Here is an 18,917-nt window from a genome sequence, read left to right on the forward strand (position 1 = left end):
GGCACCGGATGACGGATAAATACACCACGCTCGTCAACCAGGGCGTAGGCAAGAACATCGCCAAACGGCTGGGCCTGCCCCAGCCTGCCGTGCTGCGCCGCTTCAAGCCGGGCCAGCCCCTGGTCACCGGTCCCGTCCTCGTCCAGGGCAACACCGCTGGTGCCGACGAACTGGCCGCCAAGCTGCTCTCCTGGGACCTGGACGTCCGGCGCCACGCCGTTCCCCGCGAAAGACTTGGCGCGATCATTCTGGTCCTGGATGAGCTGACCCGGCCCGAGGATCTTGAAAAGCCTGTGCTGTCCGCCGCGGCCTCACTGCGTGATCTCGGGCCCAGCGCCCGCGTCATCACCATCTCCCGGCCGGCCGCCGAAACCGCGTCCCCGGCACAGTCGGCTGCCCGGCAAGGCGTGGATGGCTTCCTGCGGTCGCTTGCCAAGGAACTCCGGGCCGGCGCAACAGCGAACGGCATCGTCCTGGCAGAAGGTGTCCAGAGCACCAGCCCCAGCGCCCTGGCCGCCCTGCGGTTCTTTCTGTCCGGCCGGTCGGCATTCGTGGATGGCCAGTTCCTGACTGTCTCAACCGAGCAGGGCCAGCTGCCCCCGGACTTCGAGAAGCCGCTCGCCGGCAAGGTTGCCGTGGTCACCGGCGCCGCCCGCGGCATCGGGGCAGCTATTGCCCGTACCCTCCACCGGGACGGGGCCACCCTGGTGCTCGTAGACATCCCGGCAGCCGGGGACCATTTGGCCGCCGTCGCCAACGAAGTCCGCGGCACGGCGCTTCAACTGGATATCAGCAGCGCAGACGCCGGCCAGCGGATCATCGACCACGCCGTGCAGCGTCACGGCCGTCTGGACATCGTCATCCACAACGCAGGAATTACCCGGGACAAGCTGCTCGCCAATATGGACCACGGCCGCTGGGCCTCCGTCCTGAACATCAACATCGCCGCCCAGCTGAGAATCAACGAAGCGCTCCTTGCTTCCGAACACTTCCGTAATTCACCACGGATTGTCTCGGTGGCATCCACCAGCGGCATCGCGGGCAACCGCGGCCAGACCAACTACGCGGCGTCCAAGGGCGGCGTGATGGGTATGGTGCGCGCTTCTGCGCCCCTTCTGGCGGCGAACGGCGGGACCATCAACGCGGTGGCGCCCGGATTCATCGAAACGGACATGACAGCACGGATCCCGTTTGCCGTCCGCGAAGTGGGGCGGCGGCTGAATTCGCTGCAGCAAGGTGGCCAACCGTCCGACGTCGCGGAGGCCATTGCCTTTCTGGCGAGCGACGCCGCCGGGGGCATCAACGGCGACGTGCTGCGGATCTGCGGACAGAACCTGGTGGGGGCATGAGTACTGTCCAGCCGGTCATCCTGGGTGAGATGCCGTCCCTGTCCAAGCTCTACGTCAATGCCGCAGCGCAGACCGCGCGGCGGCGCGTGTTGGGCACGCACAACGGATCAAACCTTCCGGTCACTAGCCACGAAGTGCGCGGGGTAAGGGCCGACGTCGGCAACCTCACCGCCTACCAGCACCTCATCGGGCTGGCTGCCAGGGACACCCTGCCGGCCGGATACCTCCACGCACTGGCGTTCCCGCTGGCCATGAGTGTCATGAACCGCGACGATTTCCCGCTGCCACTCCTGGGCATGGTCCATCTCAGCAACCATGTGGAGCAGAGGTCGCCGGTGCTCTTCACGGAATCGCTGGACATCCAGGCCAGGGTTGAGAACCTCCGGGGCCACCGGTCCGGCACGCAACTTGACGTTGTGGCAGAGATCCGTGGAGCGGATACGCCGGACATCAAATGGACCGGGCGCTCCTCCTACCTGGCCAAGGGTGTGTTCCTCCCCGGCATCGACAAGCCAACGCCCCACAACGGACAGGCCGATTTCACGCCTCCGGACCCCACCGCGATTTGGCATTTGGGGGTCGATACGGGAAGGGCGTATGCCGCCGTTTCAGGCGACTTCAACCCCATCCACCTGAGCGTGCTTTCTGCCAAGGCCCTGGGCATGCGCCGCTCCATCGCGCACGGGATGTACCTTGCCTCGAGGGCCCTCGCGGATGTCGGGCCGGCCAAGGGCGAATCGTTCACGTGGGATGTCACGTTCGAGGCTCCAGTATTCCTTCCTGCCCGCGTTGCCTTGGCTATCACCGCCCTGGATATCACCACGGCACAGACGCCTGGCGAAGGCTGGCAGCGGGCCGAATTTGTGGCGTGGAACCCCCGCTCCGGCCGCCGCCACTTCAGCGGCGCCGTGGCACCGCTCTAGGACGCCGGCCGCACAGCCCTGACGATACGGTGCAGGCTCAGGAGGATGGACTCGGACGCTGTCACGGCCGAATCCTCCTGGGCCCGCTCCGCAACCGTTGCCATACCGGCCTCCACCGCCGACTTTGCGGCAGCGAACAGCCGCCGCTGCTCTGCTTCATCCTCACCGTCGAACGAGGCCAGGAGTTCGCCGGTGGCGGTCATGGCCGTGGCCAGGGGCGCACTGTCGTTGAAAGGCACCGTATAAGGTGCGTCGTCTGTCCAGATGACATCGGACAGGACTTCTGTCATGTCCTGGATGTGGAACGTCACCCGCTCCAGCTCACGAAGATTGCGGTAATCGAGATCCACGTCGCGGGGATGGAGCCGCCGGCGCGGATTGGCCCGCCGGCTGGCGTCAGCCTCCTGCACGAGATGGCGGACCGTGCTGGCTGCTTCGGCCAGCTCGGTGGACCGGCGGGACCAGTCCTCATGCTCGGGAGGCCACTTTTCAGTCAGGGCCGTTCCCATGTCAGTCAGTTGCCGCCCGAGGGCCAGCCGGAGTTTGCCGAGGCTGGTGGCCGCCGCGTCGAAATGCAGGGGAGGAAAGACCAGGAAATTGACGGCAATGCCCACGGCGACGCCGACGCCCATCTGGATGAGGTAGCCGAAGGAAAAGTCGTCCCGGTTGCTTCCCCCCACCAGCAGGACCAGCAGCGCCGCCGTCGGAATCCAATCGCTGCCCGAGCCGATGCGGGGGAGACCGCCGAGCAGCACGCCGAGTCCCATAACTACCGCAACAGACAGCGGTGACGGATCACCGACACTGACCAGCGCAAAGGCGAGCCCGATACCCAGGGCGAGTCCGACAAGCGCCTGGAGACCCTGCCGGAAGGATCCGGCCACGTTGCGGTACATCGACACCAGGGCGCCGAGCGGCGCATAGTACGGATACTCGGCAGCAGATCCCGGCATCAGGGGAGCAATGGCGAAAGCGAGGCCGGCGGCCAGAGCTGCCTTCGCCGCCAGCTGCAGGCGCTGTACTGTGAATGCCGACGAGAGACCGGCCACCGAATTCCGCAGGATTCGGGTTCCACCGGAAGGCCCGCCCTCCGGCTGCGCTTGAGTATCACCCATCAGCCCCACACTAGGTGCAGCCGTGTACTAGGACAAGGCCGACGACGCCCGCCGGACCTCAGCAGCCAGCCGATGAGCTTTGCCCTGTGTGCGTCCGTCCTCGGCCCGCTGCGGGATGTATCCGAAGCCGAGCCCGTACGCGGGGTCGGCGAACCCCAGGGCAGCGTTCGCTCCTTCGTGGCCGAACGCGCGGTGGCTGCCGAAATTCCGCGACACGTGCGGCTTCATAAAGACCACGGCAAAGGCGTTGTCCAGTCCGGATAGGCGGTCCAGGCCCCACACCTGCTCCTGGGACATGGCACTGACGGTCTCAGGGGTCAACAAGGGGTCCCGGCCGTCCACACCGGTGATGGCCGCGGCGTAGAGCCTGGCCAGGCCCTCCGCCGTACCCACACCGCCGGCGGCACTCATCCCCGCGGCGCGGACGGCCCGTTGATTGGGTAGTTCCATGATTGTGCTGACTGCCGCGTTGCTGTTAAGCCCCTCCAGGCTCAGCGGATCCAGCCATGGCTGAAGGGGATCGACGTCGTAGAGGACGTCACGGTAGCGCGGTTCCAGCTCTTCGGGCAGCCCCAGGAAGAAGTCGATGCCGAAGGCCGTGCGGATGCGCTGCTCATAGAGGCTCTGCAGGCTGGCTCCCGTGACCCGCCGGCAGAGTTCCTCCATAATGATTCCGATGGTGAGGGCGTGGTATCCGAAGCAACTGCCGGGACGCCATGCGGGGCTCGTCGCTGCCAACCTTGCCGCGGCCAGGGAGGTGGTGAATTCGTCCAGGGCGATGCCTCCCTCGACTCCCATCAGGCCGGCCTGATGGGACAGGGCTTCACGCACCAGCAAACGGTCCTTGCCATGGCAACCAAACTCGGGCCAGTAGTGCGCCACCGTCCGGTCAAGGTCCAGCAGCCCGTCCTGGACGAGCAGCGAAATCACCAGCGCCGCCACGCCCTTGGAGACTGAATACGCCCCCGTAACGGAATCGGCGGTGATGTGGGGCCCGCCGGACAGGTCCACGATCTTCACGCCGTCCCGGTAGGCCGCCACTTGGGCGCTGTACTGCGGATCCGCGGCGAGAAGGGCCTCAAACAGATCCAAAACGCCTTCATAACCGGGTGCTGCAAAGCCAAAAGATTTCTGCATGGGGCTAGCCTAACCGGTTAGCAAGCGCTTTCCCGATCCTAAGCCGCTCCATGGCCGGGGGAAACTTCTTCGCCGGGGCGCACCGGCCCCGGGGGAGTGCCGTCACCGAACGGCCGGCCACCCAGTGGTTCCCTGCCATGGGGCTCCAGCCAGCCCGCCGGATCAGGACCCTGCGGCACCATCCGGGTGGGATTGATGTCCTCGTGGACGATGTAGTAGTGCTGTTTGATCTGGACAAAATCGATCGTGTCTCCGAAACCGGGAGTCTGGAAAAGTTCCCTCGCGTAGCCCCACAGGGCCGGCAGCTCGGTCAGCTTCTGCCGGTTGCACTTGAAATGCCCGTGCTAGACGGCATCGAACCTGGCCAAGGTGGTGAACAGGCGGACATCCGCCACCGTGATGGTGTCACCCACGAGGTACCGCTGTCCGGTGAGGCGTTCCTCGAGCCAGTCGAGCGCGGCCCACAGCCTGGTGTAGGCCGAGTCGTAGGCCTCCTGGGAGCCCGCAAAGCCGCAGCGGTAGACGCCGTTGTTGACCTCGGTGAAGACGCGCTTGTTGACGGAGTCAATTTCGGCGCGGAGGTGTTCCGGGTAAAGGTCAGGCGCTCCGACCCGGTGGAAACGGGTCCATTTCGGTGGCAAAGTCCAGGGTGATCTGAGGGAAGTTGTTGGTGACCACCGCGCCGCTGGCAATATCAACGACCGCTGCACCGTGATGCCGCGCGGGTAATGCGGGTAGGGCCGGGCTGGCCAAGGGAGATGGAGTCCTCCAGGCCGAGGAGCCTACGCACAATCACGGCCCGGTTCGCCCACGGGCATGCCCGCGCCGCAATCAGCCGGTACCGACCAGCTTCCACTGGCCACCCCGGCTCGCCGTTGACGCCGGGGCGGCCGTCGTGGGTGATCCGGTCCTCAATGTAATTCGTGTCCCGGTTGAACTCGGCACCGTCTGTCACATATGCGCCCAGGGTGCTGTGTTCGGTGCTGGTGTCCGTGCTGTCGGCAGGGGTGGCGTTCGTGGCCTGTGGCCCGCTAGGAGATTCCTGGCTCATGCGGACCAGCCTAGGCTCCGGCGGTCAGGATTGCCGAGATGGGCTGCCAGGCGACCAGCCAGGAGCCGGCAATAACGGCGACAAAGAGCGCGATCCAGATGCCGGAGGGTATGGACGTTGCGCGGTAAAGGATATACGCGTCGGAACTGGCCAGCCTGTCACGGCGCCGCAGGTGCACATTGGTGAGCTTCGCGAGATCCCGGACGGCGGCCACAAGCAGGGCCACGCCAAGCACGACTGCAACATGGCCGGTGAAGCTGCTGGGCACAACCAGGACCAGCACGCCGCCGCCTGCGACGGCAAGGCCTGTGATCAGCAGTCCCGCGAAGTTCCTGATGAACACGAGCGAAACCAGGAGGATAAGGGTGCCTGTGGCCAAGGCGGCCGGACCCCAGCCGGCAAAACCGGAGGTGACCAGGGCAGCGCCGGTCAGGGCAGGTACAGGATAGCCCCAGAATCCGGACCAGACGGCGGCGGCCTTGCCCCGGCTGTAACTGGTGGTTGTGCCTGAGTGGTCCAACCGGAGCCGGATCCCGCTCAGTCTTTGGCCGCTCATGACGGCGGCGAAAGCATGGCCGAGTTCGTGCGTGGCGGTGGCCAGGAGCCCAAAGTACTTCCAGGTGGCACGGGGGATGGACAATGCAGTTGCCAGCGCCAGCACCACAGCCAGTTCGGCCACCGTGACTTGGGGGATGGCGGCGCGGCTGAAGGCTTCAACGGTCCGTTGCCACAATTGCTCGGGAATCAAGGTCGTTTCCCGCCGGGCCGGGAGTAGTGATTGTCAGCCATAGCCCTCTACGGTACTAGAGGGATGGTTCACCACTGTCCTGCCGCCCTGCCGCCCTGGGGCGCTCAACGAATCGAGGAATGCCGTGACCACTTTGAAGGAACGCCTGCACGCTGATGTTGTGGTGCACATGAAGGAGCGGAACAAAACCGCCCTGACAACGGTGCGTAATGTCCTGGGCGAGATCGAAACACGGGAGAAGTCGGGAAAGACGCCCATTGTCCTGGACGACGCCCAGGTGACCTCGTTGTTGCAGAAAGAGGCTGCAAAGCGACGTGACACCGCAAGGATCTATATGGAAGCCGGAGAATCCGAGCGGGCCGCGGCCGAGCTCGCCGAGGCCGAAATCATAGAAGCGTACTTGCCGCAGCCGCTGACAACAGCCGAAGTCGAGGCGATTGTTGACGAGACCATTGCCGGGCTGCGGAACGAAGGGGTGGAGCCCGGAATGCGTCAGCTGGGCGCCGTGATGAAGCCTGTCACGGCCAAAGTCGCCGGACGCTACGATGGCAAGGCGGTCAGCGAGATCGTCCGCAGCCGTCTCGCCTGAGCCAGTTAACAGGAAAGGCACGCCTACTAAACGTGGGCGTGCCTTAACTTCCTGCTGGCGGAACTCGGCCGCCACGGAAGAATTTCCGGGTTTCTTGAATCAGCCTTCGCAGTCAGTGCAGTAGCTGTGTCCGTCTTTCTGCCGCGCAATCTGGGAGCGGTGCCGGACCAGGAAGCAGGAGTAGCACGTGAACTCGTCCTCAGCCTGCGGGATAACCTGCACGACCAGTTCCTCGGCAACGAATTCGCCTCCCGGAACGCCGGCGCCATCCAGCCCGTCGGCCTCATCGAGCTCGAGGACGACGCTGCGGGCGTCCGGAGCATTGGCGGACTGCAGTGCCTCGAGTGAGTTGTCCTGCGACTCCTTGACGTCGGAGCGAAGTTCATCGTAATCGGTTGCCACTTAGGTGTATCTCTTTTCTTTGGTTCGTCTGTCGCGTATGCAACGTACAGCATCCGGCGGGTATTCCCCAATAGCCTGGCAAGAAAATTTCTTTGCGGCGCCAATATTTCCGTGCGGACACCCGCTGGGATCGGTGTCGGGTGACATTGGGCACCATGGCGCCCGGGGCTGAAAGTCAGCGCACGGCGGCCCAGCCGCGAGACCTAGTCAAGTTCCTCAGCCAAGGCCGTGGTCTGAGGCGGGGTAATCCGCCCCAGGCGCTCGTCGAGCGTCACGCGCAGCCGGGCGGCGGCCACCTGAACCCGGTGCTTGGCAGGGGTGACCTTCCTGTCCGGCACAGAGGCGGCATTCGGGCGTGCGTGGACGTCCCTGTGTTCAGGGGACCCTGCGCTCACGGTCCAGTCACTGTCGTCCCCGCCAGGCACGTACTCCCACGCCGCGTCGAACAGTTCAAGCTCCTCGGCACGGGCCAGCTCACTGCCTGCGAGGACGTTTAAGGTCGCAAGCCCCAGGGCCTTGGTTCCTTCATCCTGATCCAGGGCGCGGTCCAGGGCCCACTGGGTGCGTCGCCACCATTCCGCCCGGCTGTCCGCCTCGGTCTTCTGCCGGAGCGCCTGCTCGTCGGCTTCGCGTTTTTGGTCCAGCGCTGTCTTATCGGCTGACGTGCGCTGGGCCAGGGTGCGCCAGTTGATGTAGAAGGCCAGCAGGGCCGCGACCAGGACAGCCAAGGGGCCAAGCCCGGCAAGGATTACCCACCAGTCGGCCGGCCCGGAGTGGACGACGACGTCAAGCGGGCCAGGCGGCGGGGTTGGATTCACGGCTCCAGCTTAGGCCGTCGACGGAAACAGAAAAAACCCCTGAAATCCGTGGATTTCAGGGGTTTTCCCATTTGTGCGCGGAGGGGGACTTGAACCCCCACCCCCTTTCGAGGACTAGCACCTCAAGCTAGCGCGTCTGCCATTCCGCCACCCGCGCAGGTGGTAATTCGGAGATCGTTTCCGCCTTTCAGCGTTTCGCTTTTCTCCGAAGCAGCGAGAAAAACTCTAACACGAACTTTCCGAAAACATGGAATCGGGGCTGATGGGTAGGCTGAGGACACACGAGAACGCAGGTTGTTTGCAGCCTTCCCACTGCCCAAGGAGTTTCTATGTCTGACATCCGTGCTGAGGATGAAGTTGTCCGGATCTGCCAGGAACTCATCCGGATAGATACGTCGAACTACGGTGACGGCTCGGGTCCTGGGGAGCGGGTGGCCGCGGAATACACGGCCGGGCTCATCGAGGAAGTAGGACTCGCAGCCGAGATCTTCGAGTCGGCGCCCGGCCGCGCAAGTGTTGTGACCCGGATGGCCGGTGAGGATCCGTCCGCCAGCGCGTTGGTGGTGCACGGGCACCTCGATGTAGTGCCCGCCCTGCGTGAACAGTGGTCGGTGGATCCCTTTGGCGCGGAACTCAAAGACGGACTCATCTGGGGCCGCGGCGCCGTGGACATGAAGGACATGGACGCCATGATCCTTGCTGTGATGCGGGATTTGGCCAGATCCGGGCGCAAGCCCAAGCGCGACATTATCTTTGCCTTCTTCGCCGACGAGGAAGCCGGCGGTGAGTACGGCGCCCGCTACGCGGTCGACAAGCGGCCCGAGCTGTTCGAAGGCGCAACCGAAGCCATCTCGGAGGTAGGCGGCTTCTCGGCAACCATCGGCGGGCAGCGCACCTACCTCCTGCAGACGGCTGAGAAGGGCATCTCCTGGCTCCGGCTGGTGGCGCACGGCCGGGCTGGCCACGGCTCCCAGATCAATACGGACAACGCCGTCACCCGGCTGGCTGCGGCGGTAACCCGGATCGGCGAATACAAGTGGCCGATTGAGCTGACGCCCACTACGCGGCAGTTCCTGGACGGCGTGACCGAACTCACGGGCGTGGAATTCGATCCCGATAATCCGGACCGCCTGCTCGACCAGCTCGGCACCGTGGCGCGCTTTGTGGGGGCAACCCTGCAGAACACCACCAATCCCACGCTGCTCAAGGGCGGCTACAAGCACAACGTCATCCCCGAATCGGCTGAGGCCCTGGTGGACTGCCGGACGCTCCCGGGCCAGCAGGACCACGTGCTGGAGGTCGTGCGGGAGCTTGCCGGTTCGGGTGTCGACGTCAGCTACGTTCACAGCGACGTCTCGCTTGAGGTCCCGTTCGCCGGAAACCTGGTGGATTCCATGATCGACGCCCTGCACACCGAGGATCCGGGGGCGAAAGTGCTTCCCTATACGCTCTCCGGCGGCACGGACAACAAATCATTGAGCCGGCTCGGTATCACCGGCTACGGCTTCGCTCCCCTCCAGCTGCCCGATGATCTCGATTTCACCGGGATGTTCCACGGTGTGGACGAGCGGGTTCCGGTGGATTCGCTGAAGTTCGGCGCCAGGGTGCTCAACACGCTCCTCACCAATTACTGAGCCGGCCCGGACATGACTCCCGAGGAAGTCCTGCCGGAGCCCTTGCTCCAGGCCATCCGCGGCCGTGCTGCGGGCTATGACCGGGACAACACCTTCTTCTTTGAAGACCTCGAAGAGCTGACCGCCGCCGGCTACCTCAGGCTCTTTGTGCCGGCGTCCGACGGCGGCCTGGGGCTTGGGCTGGAGGCGGCAGCACAGTGCCAGCGGCGGCTGGCAACGGCGGCCCCGGCCACCGCCCTGGCCATCAACATGCATCTGGTCTGGACCGGCGTTGCGCACGTCCTGGCCGCACGGGGCGACCTTTCCCTGGACTTCGTCCTGCAGGAGGCCGCCCACGGCGAGGTCTTCGCCTTCGGCAATTCCGAGGCTGGCAACGATTCGGTACTTTTTGATTCAAAAACGGCAGCCGTTCCCCTGCCGGGCGGGGCGTACAGCTTCACGGGTACCAAGATCTTCACGAGTCTTTCGCCCGCCTGGACCCGGCTGGGAATCTTCGGCAAGGACGCCCAGGCCAGGGAAGGCGAAGGGGAGCTGGTGCACGGGTTCATCAGCCGGGAGGCCGCGGGCTACGCCATCCTGGATGACTGGAACACCCTGGGCATGCGGGCCAGCCAGTCAAACACCACCGTCCTGGACGGCGCCGAGGTCCCGCCGGAGAGGATCTTCCGCAAACTCCCGGTGGGACCTAACGCCGATCCGCTGATTTTCGCCATCTTCGCGTGCTTCGAGACATTGCTGGCTGCCGTGTACACCGGCATTGGCGAACGTGCCCTGGACCTGGGTGTCGAGGCCGTCAAGCGCCGCACGTCCTTCAAGAACGCCGGCCGCAGCTATGCGCAGGATCCGGATATCCGCTGGAAGGTCGCGGAGGCCGCCATGGCCATGGATAACCTCTACCCCCAGCTGCTGACCGTCAGCCGCGATGTGGATGCGCTCGTTGATCACGGGCCACAGTGGTTTCCCAAACTTGTGGGGCTGAAGGTCAATGCAACTGAAACGGCCCGCCGCGTTGTGGACCTGGCCATCAGGGTGAGTGGCGGCTCCAGCTACTTTCGTGGGTCGGAGCTTGAACGCCTGTACCGGGACGTGCTGGCGGGGATGTTCCACCCATCAGACGATGAGTCGGCGCACAACACCGTGGCGAACGCATGGCTGGGTCCGCTGGCGGATTGAACAGGCCACTGGCCCGTTAATCCCTATACGGTCCGCTGGCCGGACAGTTCCTACACGGTCCGCTGGACCTGCATCACCCGGCGGCGGAGCCAGAAGCGCCTGCCGCCGCCCAAATACAGCTTGCTGCGTTCCAGCTCCCACTTGCCGTACTCGGAATGCTCCACAAGCCGGCGCCTGGCGTCAGGCAGCGAATCGTCAGGGCTGACCGTCAGGACGAGGTACTCGTACTGCCTAAGAATGTCCCGTTCGCGCTGGACCGAGCTGGTGAGAAAATGTTCCTTCATTGCTCTCCATTTTCGTCCTTTTCCGGCTAACGTGAAGGCATGAGCATCGATCCGCGTGTCGCGCTTCAGTCCTTGACAACCGCCTTGGAAGAACACCTTATAGCAGCATCCAACCGGCGTGGAGATGGCGATCCCGCGGTGGAAGCGGCTTTTTTTGCGGTCGCGGATGCTTTCGAGGTTTATGAAGACGCACTCTACGAGGCTTACAGCGAAGTTACACCCCTTCAGGTCTTCGATGATGAAGAAGACGAGGACGATGAAGCCGGCATCGATGACGACGAGGACCTGGAAATCCTCGAGGACTGAGAACTCCACGCCGCCATCGCGGGCAACGACCTAACGCCGCGGCCCTGAACGGCGCGTCAGCCGGGCACGGAAACTCAGCCGGGCAGGGAAACGTCCTCGAGAGCGCGGGCAATTTCGGGCGGCAACCTGGTCAGTTGGGCCGCCATGATTTCTTTCGCCTGCACGGGAGTCCTGGGCCCCACGATGGCCGTGGCCACGCCATGCTGGGACAACAGCCAGCTCAGCGAGACATCCAGCGGTGTCCGGCCCAGGCCCTTGGCCGCCATGGCCACGGCTTCCACCACGCTGGACGGCAGCGCCTCCAGATACGGCTCTACGTAGGGTGCGGAGTCTGTCCTTGCCGCCCGGGAACCGGCGGGAATGGTGCCGCGGTACTTGCCGGTCAGGACGCCGCGTCCCAGCGGAGCCCAGGCCATCAGTCCCAGGCCGGCATCTTCGACGGCGGGAACCAGTTCCGCTTCCGCCTTTCGCTGCAGGAGCGAATATTCAGCCTGCGCGGCTACAAGCGGAAATCCGGCCACCGCCGCTGCCTTGGCGCTTTGCCACCCGTTGAAGTTGGAGATCCCCGCATAGCGGGCGCGGCCGCTCCGGAGCGCGAATTCAAGCGCGGACAGGGTCTCGTCCAGCGGAACGTTGCCGTCCCATGCCTGGGCAAACCAGATATCCACGTAGTCAGTCCCCAGCCTGGCCAGGCTTGCGTCCAGGCCGGTGAGCATCGCGTTACGTGACGTGTCCACCGTGCGCCGGCCCTCCGACGTCGTCATCCCCGCCTTGGTGGAAATGCAGACTTCGGTGCGGGAGACGACGTCACCCAGGAGAGAGCCGATCATCGCCTCGGCGCGGCCTTCGGAGTAAGACGCCGCGGTATCTATGAGTTTTCCGCCACCATCGATAAATGTCCGCAATATCTCCGAGGCGTCCTGTTCGTCGGTATCGCCGGACCAGGACATGGTGCCGAGGGAAAGGGCGGAGACTCGCAATCCACTGTTGCCGACGTAACGCTGCTGCATAGCTGCAAGCTTACGGGGAATCAACAGTGTCCATGACGTAGGGTCTTAGCGTGAACTGGTTTGAGGCGGCCCTGCTGGGCCTAGTGCAGGGACTTACCGAATTTCTACCGATTTCATCGAGCGCGCACCTGCGGATTGTGGGGCAGTTCCTGCCCAACGCATCCGATCCCGGAGCCGCGTTTACCGCCATCACGCAGCTTGGCACCGAAACGGCGGTGGTGATCTACTTCTGGCGCGACATCGTGCGGATCGTCAAGGCTTGGGCGGGATCGCTGACCGGAAGAGTCTCCCGGCAGGACCCGGATGCCCGCATGGGCTGGCTGGTGATCCTGGGCAGCCTCCCCATCATCGTGCTGGGTCTCCTGTTCCAGGACCAGATCGAGTCGGTGCTGAGGAGCCTGTGGCTCGTCGCCACCATGCTGATCGTCTTCGGGCTCTTTCTGGCCGTGGCCGACGCGATCGGAAAGCAGGACCGGGACCTCACCCAGCTCACCTACAAACACGGCATTTTGTACGGCTTCGCCCAGGCCCTGGCTCTTATTCCCGGTGTGTCGCGATCCGGCGGCACCATCACCGCAGGTCTCCTGATGGGCTACACCCGCGAAGCCGCCGCGCGGTATTCGTTCCTCCTGGCTATCCCGGCTGTGTTCGGCAGCGGCCTTTACCAGCTGTACAAAGTGGTCTCCAAGGAAGGCATCACCGGCCCCTACGGCCTCCCGGAGACGGCGCTGGCCACTGTCATCGCCCTGGTGGTGGGCTACGTGATCATCGGTTGGTTCCTCAAGTTCATTTCCACCCGAAGCTACCGGCTCTTCGTCTGGTACCGGATCTTCCTGGGCCTGGCCCTGTATCTCTTGCTCGGTTTCAATGTCATCAGCGCCTAGCCGTAGGCTTAGGCTGTGAAATCCTGGACCTCCCGCCCTGTCCCTGCGCTGCCCGGCGCCATGCCTGCCATCCGGCTGTTCGACACCGCTAAGGGGAGTGAGGTCACGCTCCGGTCCGGGGGAGAGCAATCCATGTACGTCTGCGGGATCACTCCCTACGACGCAACCCACATGGGCCATGCGGCCAGCTACGTCGCCTTTGACCTGCTGAACAGGGCCTGGCGTGACGCCGGCCAGCAGGTTTCCTACGTCCAGAACGTCACCGACGTCGACGACCCCCTGCTGGAGCGCGCGACCGCCACCGGTGTGGACTGGCGGGACCTGGCCGCGAGCCAGATTGAACTCTTCCAGACCGACATGGAGGCCCTGAACGTCCTCTCGCCGGACCACTACGTGGGGGCCGTTGAATCAGTTGACATCATTGTTCCGGCCATCGAACGGCTGGTCCGGCTGGGGCTGGCCTACCGCGTCCCTGGTACGGCAGGGGAGCCCGACGGCGACGTCTACTACGACGTCGAAGCTGCCGGCAAGCAGTCGGTCGCGCCGGACGCCTGGACCCTAGGCTCGATCTCGCGCCTCGGTGAAGCCGAAATGCTGGAACTGTTCGCCGAACGCGGCGGCGACCCGGGCCGGGCCGGCAAGCGGCAGGCCCTGGACCCCCTGCTCTGGCGGGTTGCCCGTGACGGCGAGCCCAGCTGGCCGGGCGGCGAGCTGGGCCAGGGCAGGCCTGGCTGGCACATCGAATGCACGGTCATCGCCCAGCGGTACCTGCCGGCTCCCTTCACTGTCCAGGGCGGCGGCTCTGACCTCATCTTCCCGCACCACGAGATGGGCGCCGGTCACGCCTATTCCCTCGCCGAAGTGCCGCTGGCCCACCACTATGCCCACGCCGGCATGGTGGGCCTGGACGGCGAAAAGATGAGCAAGTCCAAGGGCAACCTGGTCCTGGTGTCCAAACTTCGGGCCGAGGGAGAAGATCCGGCTGCCATCCGCCTGGCCATCCTGGCCCACCATTACCGTTCAGACTGGTCCTGGACCGGTGAAGGGTTTGAAGCCGCGAAGGACCGCCTGGCTGCGTGGCGCAGCGCCGTCGCCACCTCGCCGGAAGGATCGGCCCCCGGCCTGATCGCAGAAATGCGGTCCGCCCTTGCAGCTGACCTGAACGCACCGGCCGCCCTGGAAGCTGTTGACCGCTGGGCTGCCTCGGCGGACTCCGCCGCGGCAGCGGGCAGCCAGCATGATCAGGCCCTGGTCAGGGACGCCCTGGACGCCTTGCTCGGCGTCGTACTTTAGGGCTTGTCCCGGCCCCGACGCTTGAGATAGCGCTCAAACTCCCGCGCAATGGATTCGCCGCTCGCCTCCGGAAGATCGGCCGTATCTTTTGCCTCTTCCAGCTGGCGGACGTACGCGGCGATCTCAGGATCCTCGGTAGCCAACTCATCGACGCCGCGCTCCCACGCAGCTGCCTCTTCCGCCAGTTCGTGCGTGTCCAGCGGGACCTGGATCAATTCCTCGACCCGGTGCAGGAGAGCCAGCTGCGCCTTGGGTGACGGGGCCTGGGCCACGTAATGCGGGACGGCTGCCCAGAGGGAAACAGTAGGAAGGCCCGCCAGGAGGGACACTTCGGACAGTACTCCGACGATGCCGACGGGACCTTCATACTGGGATGCTTCAAGGTTGAGGCGTTCCCGCAACGCAGCGTCGTCAGAGGAGGTGCTGACCGGAATCGGCCTGCTGTGCGGAACGTCTGCCAGAAGGGCCCCCACCAGGACCACGTAGTCCACCTTCAGCGCTTCGGCGTGGACCAGCAGTTCCGCCGTATAGGCCCGCCACTTGTAGGACGGCTCAATGCCCTGGACGAAAATGACGTCCACGTTCGAATCCGGCGCACTGGCCTTGTAGATCCGCGTGGAGGGCCACTTGATCTTGCGTTCCCCCGAGGCGTTCCTTCGGACCGTGGGACGCGTGAACTGGAAATCGTAGTATTCGTCGGCGTCAATGGACGCGACCTTCTTGCCGCCCCAAACCCTGTTCAGGTAGCGCAAGGAATCACTGGCGGCTTCGCCGGCATCGTTCCAGCCTTCAAACGCGGCCAGCATCACAGTAATGCGCTCCCCGTCCGCCACTGGCAGCAGGAACTGCTCCGGTTCAGGTGCGGCACCCGGTTCCGCGGTGTCTCCGTCGAAGCTATTCATCTCATCACCCTACGTCCAAGAACCGGCGCGACGCATTGAATGAAGGGCCAAAAAGTGCGCCGGGGCGCGTGCGCGCCCGAAGGCAATGCTGATATTCGCCGAGGGCGTATCCACCGGCTGGCGTTCAGGTGCGCCCCGTAGACTGGGAACATGCGATCCCTACCCTCCGTTTCCCCGCTCAGAGCCGTTCTTTGGGATATGGACGGCACCATTGTGGACACTGAACGCTACTGGATTGCCGCGGAGCACGCCCTTGTGGAAGCGCATGGCGGCACCTGGTCACACGGGCAGGCCATGCAGCTCGTGGGTCAGTCGCTGACGTATTCGGCCGGAATCCTGCAGGCAGCCGGTGTCCGGCTGGAGCGCCGGGAGATCATCGACACCCTGACCTCTGAGGTCATCAGGAGCGTCCGGCACTCTGTTCCCTGGCGTCCCGGGGCGCGGGAACTGCTGGATGACCTGCACGTCGCCGGAGTACGATGCGCGCTGGTGACCATGTCGGAGGAGCCGTTGGCCCGCGAAATTGTCGCTAGCCTGCCCAAGCCTTACTTCGAATTCCTGGTCACGGGGGACACCGTCACCCAGGGCAAGCCGCACCCGGAAGCATACCTGAAGGCAGTGGAGCTGCTTCAGGAAGCGGACCCGGACCTGACCGTGGATCACTGCGTCGCCCTGGAGGACTCCGCGCCGGGAGTGGCTGCTGCTGTGGCCTCGGGCGTCGCCACCGTCGCCATTCCGCACATTGTCCCGATCCCCGACGATCCCAGGCACACCACCTGGGAATCCTTGGCCGGCCGCACCGTTTCCGAGCTGGAGGCCATCGCCGCGGGCAGCCTGGCCGTCGCGGCGGCTGGATCCGCAATGCTCGTGACGGGGAGCCCGTCATGAGTTCCGCGCCCGCCCCCGCCCGCCGCGAAGGAATACCGCTCGGCAGGATCGCCGGAATCCCGGTCATTCTGGCCTACTCGTGGTTTGTGATCGCCGCCTTTACCGTCATTGTCTACGGGCCCCTTCTCTTGGAGCAGAATCCGGTGTTGGGCATTTCCGCTTACTACATGGCCTTCGCGTACGCCCTGCTGCTCCTGATCTCAGTCCTGGTCCACGAACTGGCGCACGCCCTCACAGCCAAGATCTACGGCTGGCCCACGCAGAAGATCGTGCTGAATCTCTGGGGCGGCCACACCCAGTTTGAGAATTTCACGGCGACGCCGGCGCGCTCGGTCATCGTGGCGCTGGCCGGGCCGGCTGCCAACCTGGTCCTCGCCGGCGGCGCCTGGGTGGTCCTGTCCACCACCAGCATGGGCACCGTGGCCGAAATACTCACGAACATCTTTATGTGGGCCAACTTCGTCATCGGCATCTTCAATGTTCTGCCCGGACTCCCGCTGGACGGGGGCAGGATCGTTGAGTCGGCCGTCTGGAAAGCAACCGGGAGCCAGGCCAAAGGCACCGTCGCCGCCGGCTGGGCCGGCCGCGTCATCGTGGTGGCGCTGGGCTTCTGGTTCATTGCCCGGCCGCTGCTGGCCGGTGAGACACCAGATATCAGCCTCCTGATGATCACCGTCCTCGTTGGCGGCTTCCTCTGGATGGGTGCCAGCGCCGCAATCCAGCAGGGCACCCTGCGCGGAAGGATGCATCTGGTCAGCGCCGCTGCCCTGGCGGCTCCCGCCGTCGGAATTCCAGCCACCGCGGTGGTGGCGGACATCCGCAGGCTGTCACCGGACGGTTCACGCGCCGTTGTGGTCTGCGGGCCGGATGGACGCCCGCAGGGTGTTGTGGATCCCGGTGCCCTCGCCGCGGTTCCTGACTACGCCGCCGGCTCCACGCCTGCCACGGCAGTGTCCTATGCCCTCGCGGCGGGAGCCTACGTACCCGAGTCGTCCCAGGGGCAGGAACTGATCCAGTACCTTTCCCAGCTGGACGGTCACGAATATGCCGTGGTGGACCATCACGGCACGGTCACCGGCCTTCTGGCGCAGAACGTGGTGGTGGCCGCCATCACCGGCAAGGCTGACCCGTCAAATAGGCATCCTCAGGGTCAAAGCCGGTAGAGTTACGTGCCGGCCGTGCATTGCCGCCGCGTGGCCGCCCGGAGGCCAGCGCCACACCCGGCGGACCTATTTCAATGCGTGGCCCCACAGTTTTACAGGAGCGAGGAAAATCCATGAGCAGCGAAACTGCCGCCGAAGCCGCAGCACCAACCACCACCGGTGTTGCCGCCAATGGCACCCAGCCGGTGGGAGCTGCCCGCCGCCGCGGGCCTTTCCGTGAAGGCGAACGGGTCCAGCTGACCGACGAGCGCGGCCGCATGAACACGATCTCTCTTGAAAGCGGCGGCGCCTTCCACACGCACCGCGGCTTCCTGAACCACGACGAGATCATCGGAAAAGCAGATGGCTCAGTCGTCGTGAACAACGTCGGCCAGCAGTACCAGACGCTGCGCCCGCTCCTCTCGGACTTTGTCCTTTCCATGCCGCGTGGCGCCGCAGTGGTCTACCCGAAGGACGCCGGCCAGATCGTCACCATGGCCGATATCTTCCCCGGCGCCAGGGTTGTTGAAGCCGGTGTTGGCTCCGGAGCGCTGTCCATCTCGCTGCTCCGGGCCGTTGGCGACAACGGCTACCTCCACTCCTTCGAGCGCCGTGAGGAATTTGCGGACATCGCCCGCGGGAATGTGGAAACCATCTTTGGCGGCCCGCACCCGGCGTGGAGGATCTCCCTTGGCGACTTCCAGGAGGAAGTAGTCCGCAGCGAGGCACCCGGATCCGTGGACCGTGTCGTGCTGGACATGCTGGCTCCCTGGGAGTGCCTTGATGCCGTCGCCACTGTCCTCGCACCCGGCGGCGTCTGGATCAACTACGTTGCCACGGTCACCCAGCTCTCCCGGACCGCGGAGGCCATCAGGGCTGATGGCCGCTTCACCGAACCCGACGCCTGGGAGTCCATGGTCCGCGGGTGGCACCTTGAGGGCCTGGCTGTCCGCCCGGACCACCGCATGGTGGCCCACACCGGCTTCCTGCTGGTCACCCGCCGGCTTGCCGACGGCGTCACCGGCATCTCCGTCAAGCGCCGTCCCTCCAAGACTGGCTTCAACGAAGAAGACGTCAACGCCTGGACACCCGGTGCCGTCGGCGAACGCCTCGTCTCGGACAAGAAGCTGCGCCGGGCCGCGCGCGATGCCATTGCCGGAACCAACGTCAAGGACGAACCGGAGATCACGAACTAGTCCACATTTCGGGAGTCTCCAGCAGTACCTGCCAACTTGGGGCTAAGGTCTTAAGAAGAAGAGCAGGAAGGGG

The 18,917-nt window shown here is 64.9% G+C and carries 19 protein-coding genes, 1 tRNA gene and 1 pseudogene; 11 read left to right on the plus strand and 10 right to left on the minus strand.

From position 1 onward, the window contains the following. The first annotated feature begins 8 nt into the window (after positions 1 to 8). Complete coding sequence (locus tag V6M49_RS11795; protein ID WP_332761220.1) at positions 9 to 1,349, plus strand: 3-oxoacyl-ACP reductase; 1,341 nt, start codon at positions 9 to 11, stop codon at positions 1,347 to 1,349. After that, positions 1,346 to 2,272 (plus strand): MaoC family dehydratase, encoded by a 927-nt coding sequence (locus tag V6M49_RS11800; RefSeq protein ID WP_332761221.1) that lies wholly within the window; start codon positions 1,346 to 1,348, stop codon positions 2,270 to 2,272. Before V6M49_RS11795 ends, V6M49_RS11800 begins: the two co-directional genes overlap by 4 nt. On the opposite strand, the gene V6M49_RS11805 is transcribed toward V6M49_RS11800, so the two are convergent. The 4 genes and pseudogenes from V6M49_RS11805 to V6M49_RS11820 form a co-directional block, all read right to left on the minus strand. After that, complete coding sequence (locus V6M49_RS11805) at positions 2,269 to 3,387, minus strand: FUSC family protein (protein WP_442959719.1); 1,119 nt, start codon at positions 3,385 to 3,387, stop codon at positions 2,269 to 2,271. The genes V6M49_RS11800 and V6M49_RS11805 overlap by 4 nt on opposite strands. A 27-nt stretch (positions 3,388 to 3,414) precedes the next feature. Continuing rightward, positions 3,415 to 4,524, minus strand: coding sequence for a serine hydrolase domain-containing protein (locus V6M49_RS11810; RefSeq protein ID WP_332761222.1), 1,110 nt, complete (start codon positions 4,522 to 4,524; stop codon positions 3,415 to 3,417). Positions 4,525 to 4,562: 38 nt separating this feature from the next. Next, positions 4,563 to 5,575, minus strand: a pseudogene (locus V6M49_RS11815) (glutathione S-transferase C-terminal domain-containing protein). Between the two features lie 10 nt (positions 5,576 to 5,585). Beyond that, positions 5,586 to 6,323 carry a M50 family metallopeptidase gene (locus tag V6M49_RS11820; protein ID WP_332761223.1) on the minus strand — a complete coding sequence of 246 codons (738 nt, stop codon included), beginning with the start codon at positions 6,321 to 6,323 and terminating at the stop codon, positions 5,586 to 5,588. Positions 6,324 to 6,447: 124 nt separating this feature from the next. Here V6M49_RS11820 and V6M49_RS11825 point away from each other — a divergent pair, with 124 nt between their 5' ends. After that, positions 6,448 to 6,912 carry a GatB/YqeY domain-containing protein gene (locus V6M49_RS11825; RefSeq protein ID WP_141140616.1) on the plus strand — a complete coding sequence of 155 codons (465 nt, stop codon included), beginning with the start codon at positions 6,448 to 6,450 and terminating at the stop codon, positions 6,910 to 6,912. A gap of 99 nt (positions 6,913 to 7,011) precedes the next feature. Here V6M49_RS11825 and V6M49_RS11830 read toward each other — a convergent pair whose 3' ends face one another. The 3 genes from V6M49_RS11830 to V6M49_RS11840 form a co-directional block, all read right to left on the minus strand. Further along, positions 7,012 to 7,314, minus strand: coding sequence for a DUF4193 domain-containing protein (locus V6M49_RS11830; RefSeq protein ID WP_056339942.1), 303 nt, complete (start codon positions 7,312 to 7,314; stop codon positions 7,012 to 7,014). A gap of 203 nt (positions 7,315 to 7,517) precedes the next feature. Continuing rightward, the gene (locus V6M49_RS11835) at positions 7,518 to 8,132 is read right to left on the minus strand and encodes a hypothetical protein (RefSeq protein WP_332761224.1); all 615 of its coding nucleotides are present in this window, start codon (positions 8,130 to 8,132) and stop codon (positions 7,518 to 7,520) included. Between the two features lie 74 nt (positions 8,133 to 8,206). Further along, positions 8,207 to 8,289 (minus strand) — tRNA-Leu (locus tag V6M49_RS11840). A 172-nt stretch (positions 8,290 to 8,461) separates the two neighbouring features. Between V6M49_RS11840 and V6M49_RS11845 the strand changes: the two genes are divergently transcribed. Next, on the plus strand, positions 8,462 to 9,766 hold the full coding sequence (locus V6M49_RS11845) for a M20/M25/M40 family metallo-hydrolase (RefSeq protein ID WP_104061477.1): 1,305 nt from the start codon (positions 8,462 to 8,464) through the stop codon (positions 9,764 to 9,766). Between the two features lie 12 nt (positions 9,767 to 9,778). After that, positions 9,779 to 10,939 (plus strand): acyl-CoA dehydrogenase family protein, encoded by a 1,161-nt coding sequence (locus V6M49_RS11850; RefSeq protein ID WP_332761225.1) that lies wholly within the window; start codon positions 9,779 to 9,781, stop codon positions 10,937 to 10,939. A gap of 50 nt (positions 10,940 to 10,989) precedes the next feature. Here the strand turns inward: V6M49_RS11850 and V6M49_RS11855 are convergent, their stop codons facing one another. Next, positions 10,990 to 11,223, minus strand: coding sequence for a DUF5703 family protein (locus V6M49_RS11855; protein ID WP_056339951.1), 234 nt, complete (start codon positions 11,221 to 11,223; stop codon positions 10,990 to 10,992). Positions 11,224 to 11,262: 39 nt separating this feature from the next. Here V6M49_RS11855 and V6M49_RS11860 point away from each other — a divergent pair, with 39 nt between their 5' ends. Continuing rightward, positions 11,263 to 11,529 (plus strand): hypothetical protein, encoded by a 267-nt coding sequence (locus V6M49_RS11860; protein ID WP_056339953.1) that lies wholly within the window; start codon positions 11,263 to 11,265, stop codon positions 11,527 to 11,529. Positions 11,530 to 11,603: 74 nt separating this feature from the next. Here V6M49_RS11860 and V6M49_RS11865 read toward each other — a convergent pair whose 3' ends face one another. After that, complete coding sequence (locus V6M49_RS11865; protein ID WP_332761226.1) at positions 11,604 to 12,539, minus strand: aldo/keto reductase; 936 nt, start codon at positions 12,537 to 12,539, stop codon at positions 11,604 to 11,606. A 50-nt stretch (positions 12,540 to 12,589) separates the two neighbouring features. Here V6M49_RS11865 and V6M49_RS11870 point away from each other — a divergent pair, with 50 nt between their 5' ends. Then, positions 12,590 to 13,423: an undecaprenyl-diphosphate phosphatase gene (locus tag V6M49_RS11870; protein WP_104061480.1), complete on the plus strand. Its 834-nt coding sequence runs from the start codon at positions 12,590 to 12,592 to the stop codon at positions 13,421 to 13,423. Positions 13,424 to 13,438: 15 nt separating this feature from the next. Further along, positions 13,439 to 14,716 (plus strand): cysteine--1-D-myo-inosityl 2-amino-2-deoxy-alpha-D-glucopyranoside ligase, encoded by a 1,278-nt coding sequence (mshC, locus tag V6M49_RS11875; RefSeq protein ID WP_332761227.1) that lies wholly within the window; start codon positions 13,439 to 13,441, stop codon positions 14,714 to 14,716. Here the strand turns inward: mshC and V6M49_RS11880 are convergent. Continuing rightward, positions 14,713 to 15,618: a PAC2 family protein gene (locus tag V6M49_RS11880; protein WP_141140621.1), complete on the minus strand. Its 906-nt coding sequence runs from the start codon at positions 15,616 to 15,618 to the stop codon at positions 14,713 to 14,715. The two genes, mshC and V6M49_RS11880, sit on opposite strands and share 4 nt — an antisense overlap. Before the next feature lie 150 nt (positions 15,619 to 15,768). On the opposite strand from V6M49_RS11880, the gene V6M49_RS11885 reads away from it, so the two are divergent. From V6M49_RS11885 to V6M49_RS11895, 3 genes are all read left to right on the plus strand, one after another. Beyond that, positions 15,769 to 16,506, plus strand: a complete 738-nt coding sequence (locus V6M49_RS11885) for an HAD family hydrolase (protein WP_332761228.1) — start codon at positions 15,769 to 15,771, stop codon at positions 16,504 to 16,506. Beyond that, the gene (locus V6M49_RS11890) at positions 16,503 to 17,669 is read left to right on the plus strand and encodes a site-2 protease family protein (protein ID WP_332761229.1); all 1,167 of its coding nucleotides are present in this window, start codon (positions 16,503 to 16,505) and stop codon (positions 17,667 to 17,669) included. Before V6M49_RS11885 ends, V6M49_RS11890 begins: the two co-directional genes overlap by 4 nt. Before the next feature lie 113 nt (positions 17,670 to 17,782). Continuing rightward, positions 17,783 to 18,844 (plus strand): tRNA (adenine-N1)-methyltransferase, encoded by a 1,062-nt coding sequence (locus tag V6M49_RS11895; RefSeq protein WP_104061484.1) that lies wholly within the window; start codon positions 17,783 to 17,785, stop codon positions 18,842 to 18,844. The last annotated feature ends 73 nt before the right edge of the window (positions 18,845 to 18,917 follow it).

It is taken from the genome of Pseudarthrobacter sp. (genome assembly GCF_036675385.1).
Classification (GTDB): Bacteria; Actinomycetota; Actinomycetes; order Actinomycetales; family Micrococcaceae; genus Arthrobacter.

Coding starts and splice junctions, on each gene's coding strand:
- V6M49_RS11795 (WP_332761220.1), top strand. CDS start 9: ATGACGGATAAATACACCACGCTCGTCAACCAGGGCGTAGGCAAGAAC.
- V6M49_RS11800 (WP_332761221.1), top strand. CDS start 1,346: ATGAGTACTGTCCAGCCGGTCATCCTGGGTGAGATGCCGTCCCTGTCC.
- V6M49_RS11805 (WP_442959719.1), bottom strand. CDS start 3,387: ATGGGTGATACTCAAGCGCAGCCGGAGGGCGGGCCTTCCGGTGGAACC.
- V6M49_RS11810 (WP_332761222.1), bottom strand. CDS start 4,524: ATGCAGAAATCTTTTGGCTTTGCAGCACCCGGTTATGAAGGCGTTTTG.
- V6M49_RS11845 (WP_104061477.1), top strand. CDS start 8,462: ATGTCTGACATCCGTGCTGAGGATGAAGTTGTCCGGATCTGCCAGGAA.
- V6M49_RS11850 (WP_332761225.1), top strand. CDS start 9,779: ATGACTCCCGAGGAAGTCCTGCCGGAGCCCTTGCTCCAGGCCATCCGC.
- V6M49_RS11855 (WP_056339951.1), bottom strand. CDS start 11,223: ATGAAGGAACATTTTCTCACCAGCTCGGTCCAGCGCGAACGGGACATT.
- V6M49_RS11860 (WP_056339953.1), top strand. CDS start 11,263: ATGAGCATCGATCCGCGTGTCGCGCTTCAGTCCTTGACAACCGCCTTG.
- V6M49_RS11865 (WP_332761226.1), bottom strand. CDS start 12,539: ATGCAGCAGCGTTACGTCGGCAACAGTGGATTGCGAGTCTCCGCCCTT.
- V6M49_RS11880 (WP_141140621.1), bottom strand. CDS start 15,618: ATGAATAGCTTCGACGGAGACACCGCGGAACCGGGTGCCGCACCTGAA.
- V6M49_RS11885 (WP_332761228.1), top strand. CDS start 15,769: ATGCGATCCCTACCCTCCGTTTCCCCGCTCAGAGCCGTTCTTTGGGAT.
- V6M49_RS11890 (WP_332761229.1), top strand. CDS start 16,503: ATGAGTTCCGCGCCCGCCCCCGCCCGCCGCGAAGGAATACCGCTCGGC.
- V6M49_RS11895 (WP_104061484.1), top strand. CDS start 17,783: ATGAGCAGCGAAACTGCCGCCGAAGCCGCAGCACCAACCACCACCGGT.